Source organism: Staphylococcus sp. HMSC62B09, assembly GCF_001839115.1.
GTDB lineage: Bacteria > Bacillota > Bacilli > Staphylococcales > Staphylococcaceae > Staphylococcus > Staphylococcus haemolyticus.
Genome location: NZ_KV840102.1, coordinates 1 through 6,367 on the forward strand (window position 1 = coordinate 1; position 6,367 = coordinate 6,367).

Annotated in this window: 7 protein-coding genes; 5 read left to right on the forward strand and 2 right to left on the reverse strand. The window is 29.1% G+C overall.

What is annotated here, in order from left to right; translation table 11 throughout:
* Positions 1 to 191 precede the first annotated feature (191 nt).
* The gene (locus tag HMPREF3265_RS02090; RefSeq protein WP_070860938.1) at positions 192 to 857 is read right to left on the reverse strand and encodes a DUF5079 family protein; all 666 of its coding nucleotides are present in this window, start codon (positions 855 to 857) and stop codon (positions 192 to 194) included.
* Positions 858 to 991: 134 nt separating this feature from the next.
* Here HMPREF3265_RS02090 and lqo point away from each other — a divergent pair, with 134 nt between their 5' ends.
* The 3 genes from lqo (at position 992) to HMPREF3265_RS12120 (ending at position 3,001) form a co-directional block, all read left to right on the forward strand.
* Complete coding sequence (lqo, locus tag HMPREF3265_RS02095; RefSeq protein ID WP_070860939.1) at positions 992 to 2,491, forward strand: L-lactate dehydrogenase (quinone); 1,500 nt, start codon at positions 992 to 994, stop codon at positions 2,489 to 2,491.
* A 25-nt stretch (positions 2,492 to 2,516) separates the two neighbouring features.
* Positions 2,517 to 2,627 (forward strand): SE2200 family small protein, encoded by a 111-nt coding sequence (locus HMPREF3265_RS12785; RefSeq protein ID WP_071561274.1) that lies wholly within the window; start codon positions 2,517 to 2,519, stop codon positions 2,625 to 2,627.
* 278 nt (positions 2,628 to 2,905) lie between these two features.
* Complete coding sequence (locus HMPREF3265_RS12120) at positions 2,906 to 3,001, forward strand: type I toxin-antitoxin system Fst family toxin (RefSeq protein WP_000493114.1); 96 nt, start codon at positions 2,906 to 2,908, stop codon at positions 2,999 to 3,001.
* Positions 3,002 to 3,155: 154 nt separating this feature from the next.
* Here the strand turns inward: HMPREF3265_RS12120 and HMPREF3265_RS02100 are convergent, their stop codons facing one another.
* Entirely contained in the window at positions 3,156 to 4,568 is a 1,413-nt protein-coding gene (locus HMPREF3265_RS02100; RefSeq protein ID WP_000526300.1) for an aminotransferase-like domain-containing protein, read from the reverse strand.
* A gap of 98 nt (positions 4,569 to 4,666) precedes the next feature.
* Here HMPREF3265_RS02100 and HMPREF3265_RS02105 point away from each other — a divergent pair, with 98 nt between their 5' ends.
* A complete protein-coding gene (locus HMPREF3265_RS02105; RefSeq protein ID WP_176746616.1) occupies positions 4,667 to 5,638 on the forward strand; it encodes a fatty acid desaturase family protein in 972 nt (323 codons plus the stop codon).
* Positions 5,639 to 5,642: 4 nt separating this feature from the next.
* A complete protein-coding gene (locus HMPREF3265_RS02110) occupies positions 5,643 to 6,263 on the forward strand; it encodes a LysE/ArgO family amino acid transporter (protein ID WP_070860941.1) in 621 nt (206 codons plus the stop codon).
* Positions 6,264 to 6,367 lie beyond the last annotated feature (104 nt).

Genomic DNA, 6,367 nt, shown 5'->3' on the forward strand with positions numbered 1-6,367 from the left:
TAATGAGACGTTTGATAAATACATATGCTGAATGGTTCTGTTGCAAAGTTAAAATTATATGCAAATCTATACAAAACTATAAAAGCAAATATTGTTTTAACAGTAAAGCGTTTTGTTAGTATTAATTATTTTTCGCTTTTCAGTATAAATATTACATGATTTTTAACTTTGCAACAGAACCACTAATTCTATTATAATTTCAGCCTATCTTCACTAATGTCATAATTTAACAGACCTAAGTAAAAGTATGTTCGTCCAATAAGCAAGTGGCTACAAAATAACATTATCATTCCCATCCAAATCGTTTGATTTTCTTCAGAATCAACAGGAAGAATTAATGATACATACAACAATAGTCCAAATGATAATAAAATAGTTAAAATTCCAATCACTCTAATAAAGCTACCGTTTTTGATACCAAACATCTCAAATTCACCTAAACAAAATAAAAATAGACCTATAGCAGAGACTATTATGAGCCCACAAATTAACAACCAATATGTAAAAGTATCGTCTCTAGAATCTGCAAAATAAAAAGCATAAGCAGTACTAATTAAAAATGGAGTGTTGTATCCTGAAAGTAAATTGATGCTCATATATATTGCAACTCTGAACTTATAATTTTTTCGATTATAGTTCTTAAAAATATACTCGCGTTCTTGTAAATAAAGAATCAGCCATAATAATAATGATACTATTAAATATATTTTCATATATAATGGCATATTACCTTTTATACCTGGGCCTGAATATATAAAATAGTAAATTGCAAAAATAATGAAATTCACTAATGAGAATCCTATTAAATGTGAATGTTGAATTGATTCTATTGATTTTTTTTGTAAATTTACCTCCATAATATCCACCTTCCTTTTATCAATATAATATGTATCTATTCCATAAAAGAATAGTTCCTATTAAAAATAAGTATTTTAATTTCTGTATGTTTTGTATTATCCTGATATTTGTACTTAAAAGAAGGGAGTCAATTATGAATACAAAAGAGTCAAAAACAGTTGTTGTTATTGGCGCTGGTGTTTTAAGCACAACTTTTAGTTCTATGCTTAAAGAGTTAGAACCAAGTTGGAATATAAAACTATATGAACGTTTAGATCGTCCTGGTATCGAAAGTTCAAATGAGCGTCATAATGCTGGAACTGGTCATGCTGCTTTATGTGAATTGAACTATACAGTGAAACAACCTGATGGATCAATTGATATAGAAAAAGCAAAAGAAATTAATGAACAGTTTGAGATTTCAAAACAATTTTGGGGTCATTTAGTTAAAAATAATAGTATTTCTAACCCTAAAGAATTTATTCAACCATTACCTCACATTAGTTTTGTTAGAGGTAAAAATAACGTTCAATTCTTAAAGGATCGTTATCATGCTATGAAGGATTTTCCAATGTTCGACAATATTGAATATACAGAAGATATTGAAGAGATGAGAAAATGGGTTCCATTAATGATGGAGGGTCATAGCTCAAGTGATATTATGGCTGCTAGTAAGATTAACGAAGGTACAGACGTTAACTTTGGAGAGCTTACTCGTAAAATGGCTAAAAATATTGAACAACATCCTAATGCCAATGTCCAATATAATCATGAAGTAATAGACTTTAACCATCGAAAAGATGGTAAATGGGAAGTTAAAGTGCGTCAACGTAACAGCGGTGATGTTCAAACTGAACTTGCTGATTATGTATTTATTGGTGCTGGTGGTGGTGCTATTCCACTATTACAAAAAACTGGAATTCCAGAAAGTAAACATTTGGGCGGATTCCCTATTACAGGACAATTTTTAATTTGTACTAACCCATACATTATAGCCCAACACGATGCCAAAGTTTACGGTAAAGAACCACCTGGCACACCACCTATGACAGTACCTCACTTGGATACTCGATATATTGATGGTGAACGTACATTATTATTTGGTCCATTCGCTAGTGTGGGTCCTAAGTTCTTAAAAAATGGTTCTAATCTTGATTTATTTAAATCAATCAAACCATATAATATTACAACATTGTTATCTGCTGCTGCTAAAAACCTACCTTTAATCAAATATTCATTTGATCAAATATTAATGACTAAAGAAGGTTGTATGAATCATTTACGTACATTTTATCCAGAAGCACGTGATGAAGATTGGCAGTTATACACTGCAGGCAAACGTGTACAAGTGATTAAAGATACTCCCGAATATGGTAAAGGATTTATTCAGTTTGGTACAGAAGTTGTTAATTCTGAAGATCATTCGGTAATAGCTTTATTAGGAGAGTCTCCAGGAGCATCAACTTCAGTATCTGTAGCTTTAGAAGTACTTGAGAAAAACTTCCCTGAATATGAATCTGAATGGACACCTAAAATACAAAAAATGATTCCATCTTATGGTAAATCACTCATTAATGATACTGCGTTAATGAAAAAAATCCGTCAACAGACATCAAAAGATTTAGAATTAAATTACTATCAAAACAATAAGTAGACTACAATACAATGCTAAAAAAGGAATGTTAAGCGTGAAAAAATTATTAATAGTAACAATTATTAGTACTATTGGTTTTTGTGCACTCAAACGTTACCAAAAACATGTAAACCAAGCACCAAACATAGAATATTAGAGTCAAAATATTTATAAAAATTATTACGTATATTAGTTTTATAAACCCAAATTCAATTTTTAGTGATATTAAAAAGAGGTCTCATATATGAGATCTCTTTTTTCATTGATAGAGTTTTTAGATTCTGTAAGTATAGTACTATAAGAAATCAAGCAGTTTTAAAACACTACATAAGATGACTTATCGGAAGTTATCTGTAACTCAATTATTAGAAATGATATAATACAAAAGTCGTCGTTCACTTCTGTGCTGTATTTAGCATGGAAGGAGGTGACATCATGTTCAGTACACTATTTGTAACTATTATAGCTCCTATCATAGTAGGAGTTATACTCACGTTATTTTCTCATTGGCTGAATAATCGTGAAAAGTAATTTAGCGACGACATATAGCTAATACACCAAAAGAGCCCGATAACTATTCGCAGTAGTTATCGGGCTCGGTGTTTATCATGTTAGTACACTATTTGTTAATCAAATTATAACACTGGTTAGTAGAGGAATGCAAAGTAAAGAAAGTTCTTAGGAATCAATTTCTAATTTTTTTAATAATATTACTTAATTTTTTTAAACTTCTATTAATATCATTCTCATCAATGTATGAGTAAGAAAATCGAATGTAGTTTTTGTAGTTAGAATCATATATTTCTCCAGGTTGTATAAGTATATTTTCTTTTATAGATTCATTAAACAATTTTTTTACGTTTATTGATATAGAGAACTCAAACCAAATATAAAATGATCCACTAGGGTCATTCCAACTACCATACATAGATAAATGAGTTTTTAGGGCGTCTATAAATATATCTTTACGTTTTTTTAATTCTAATTTTAATTCAGATATATGTTTTTCATGATAAGTATTTAGCCATTTTGTGGCAATATATTGTGATATAGAACTAGCACCATAGTCATTCTGCATTTTTAAATCAGATAAGTGATTAATTACATTTTTATCTGCTACTATCCATCCAATACGCAGACCAGGACTTACCGTTTTAGATAAACTTCCTAAATATAAAACATTGTCACTATTTTTCAAAGATTTCATGGGCATCGGTCTTTTTTCATCAAACCATAAATCAGAATATATACTATCTTCAACAATAGGTATTCCGTTTTTTTGACATTGATCTATAATTTTTTGCTTTTCTTCTTTAGTATAAGTATTTTGAGTAGGATTGTGTAAAGTAGGTATACAATAAAATATGCTGTTTTTGTAGTTACTACTTATTTTAAATATATTATTAATATTTCGCTTTATATAGTTGATTGATAAAGGGATCATTTTCGATTTGATATTATGCCAAGTACGTATGGAATTAATATAAGAAGGTGTTTCAATAATAATTTTAGATTGAGGAACTAATAATCCATCAGCTATTAGTTTTAATCCTTGAACAGCACCTGAAGTGATACATATGTTATCCACATCACATATGACTCCCCTTTTTTTCATATAATTTACTACTTCTAATCTAAGACTTAATTTTCCTTTTGGTTCCTCATAATTCGTTTGTATAGAGTCACTAATACTGTTTGATATTATTTCTTTGAACAAATGATTTGGAATTAACTTTGGAGATAACTCGCCAGTACCTAGACGTATAATATTAGGATTGAATTCTAATTCATTGATTCTTTGAATATAAAATTGGTTGCTTTTAGACATGCTGTTCCCTATATAATTTTGCCAATGAATATTACTTGTAATATAAGCATTCCATTTATATTGAGATACATAAACGCCTTTTTTTTCAATAGTTTCCAAAATACCATAACTTTTCAAAATATCTAATGACTGTATAACTGTAGATCTATTCACATTATAATATTGAGAAATTTCTCTTTGAGATGGTAATTTATCTCCTGATGATAATTCGCCATTGTTAATCTTATTAATAATATCATCTATTATCATTTTGTATTGAAAATTTCCCATACTTCTTCTCCTTAAATCTGGTTGGAATTTTATCTTTAATCTGGTAGTTTTTTAAAATTTCAGATTATTATAACATACAATCCAAAGGAGGGGTTATGATGTCACTGAAATTAGAAAAAGCAGTTTTTTCTAAAGAAATCAAAAAAGAATTAAAACCTTTGATGAAAAAAGATAACTATCATAATATTTTTGCTTTACTTTTTGATTGGTTGGTTATTTTTGGAAGTGCTTATTTAAGCATAACAACAGGAAATATATTTGTTTACCTGCTTAGTATTATTTTAATTGGAAGTCGAATGCGAGCTTTTGACAATTTAATGCACGAAGCATGCCATCGTTCATTATTTACGAATAAATTTTATAATAAGTGGATTACTTGTATTTTTATAGCATTCCCCATTTTTACAAGTTTTACTACATATTGTAATTCTCACTTTCAACATCATAGGAATTTATGGGATGAAGAAAATGATCCTGATACAAAAAGATATCGTATTGTTGGACTAGATAAGCCACAGGAAAACATCAATAAATTTATAAAAGATCACATTATAAAGGTGTTATTGCTGTTTCATGTGCCAAAGTATATACTAGGTACGGTATCAGCTAACCTTTATAGTAAGGACATACCTAAGTCAGAACTTTGGACTAGAAATATTTTATGGTTGGTTTTGATATCAACATCTATAGTATTTAATTTTTGGTTTTACCTTATTATCTTTTGGTTTGTACCACTTCTTACAACTTTTCAAATTATTCGTTACTGGGCAGAAATGGCAGAACATTCAGGATTAAACAATGATACTGAATTAACAGCAAGTAGAAATACGTTTGGTATGCCTTGGACAATACTTTTATTTCACCTACATCATGATAATTATCACTTGGTACATCATTTATTCCCAGCTATTCCGCACTATAATTTAAAAAAGGCACACTCTATTTTGATGCAAGATAAAAAATATAGAGAAGCACATCATTGCACAGGATTTTTCAAAACTACATTACCAGGATTTTATAGTGTGGTAAAAGATATTTGTACACCCAATAGTAAAATGAAAGAGAGTTAGTATTATGTTGCAACCAATCGTACATGGTGTTTTATTAGCGCTAGGTCTAATTCTACCGTTAGGAGCACAGAATGTTTTTGTATTTAATCAAGGAGCTAATCAAAAGAAATTTACAAAAGCTTTACCAGTCATAATAACAGCTGGACTATGCGATACATTTTTAATAACAATTGCAGTTTTAGGCGTTTCATTGATTTTAATGTCTTTACCTATGTTGCAATTAGTCATATATATTATAGGCCTTATGTTTTTATTATATATGGCGTGGTCATTATGGAATGAAAAACCTAATAATTTAGAAAATCATGACTCTATGAGTGCTAAAAAGCAAATTGGCTTTGCTATATCTGTATCACTATTAAATCCTCATGCAATCATGGACACAGCAGGAGTAATTGGAACAAGCGCTTCTGTTTATTCAGGTTCAGAAAAATTCTTATTCAGTATTTCTACTATTATGATTTCATGGATATGGTTTATTTTATTAGCTGTATTAGGGAAGATTTTAGGATCTATAGATCAAACTGGAAAATATATAATAATTTTAAATAAGATATCAAGTTTTATTGTTATTGTAGTTAGTTTGATAATTGTGAAAAACATCTTACATTTAATTTTTGGTTAGATGATAAAAGAGGTATTTTTATAAAATGAAGGCGTGGTCTTAAATGTCTAAAAGAACAGATGCAGACAATGGTTCTGTTGCAAAGTAAAAAATATAGCTAACCA

Coding starts and splice junctions, on each gene's coding strand:
- HMPREF3265_RS02090 (WP_070860938.1), bottom strand. CDS start 857: ATGGAGGTAAATTTACAAAAAAAATCAATAGAATCAATTCAACATTCA.
- lqo (WP_070860939.1), top strand. CDS start 992: ATGAATACAAAAGAGTCAAAAACAGTTGTTGTTATTGGCGCTGGTGTT.
- HMPREF3265_RS12785 (WP_071561274.1), top strand. CDS start 2,517: ATGTTAAGCGTGAAAAAATTATTAATAGTAACAATTATTAGTACTATT.
- HMPREF3265_RS12120 (WP_000493114.1), top strand. CDS start 2,906: ATGTTCAGTACACTATTTGTAACTATTATAGCTCCTATCATAGTAGGA.
- HMPREF3265_RS02100 (WP_000526300.1), bottom strand. CDS start 4,568: ATGGGAAATTTTCAATACAAAATGATAATAGATGATATTATTAATAAG.
- HMPREF3265_RS02105 (WP_176746616.1), top strand. CDS start 4,667: ATGTCACTGAAATTAGAAAAAGCAGTTTTTTCTAAAGAAATCAAAAAA.
- HMPREF3265_RS02110 (WP_070860941.1), top strand. CDS start 5,643: ATGTTGCAACCAATCGTACATGGTGTTTTATTAGCGCTAGGTCTAATT.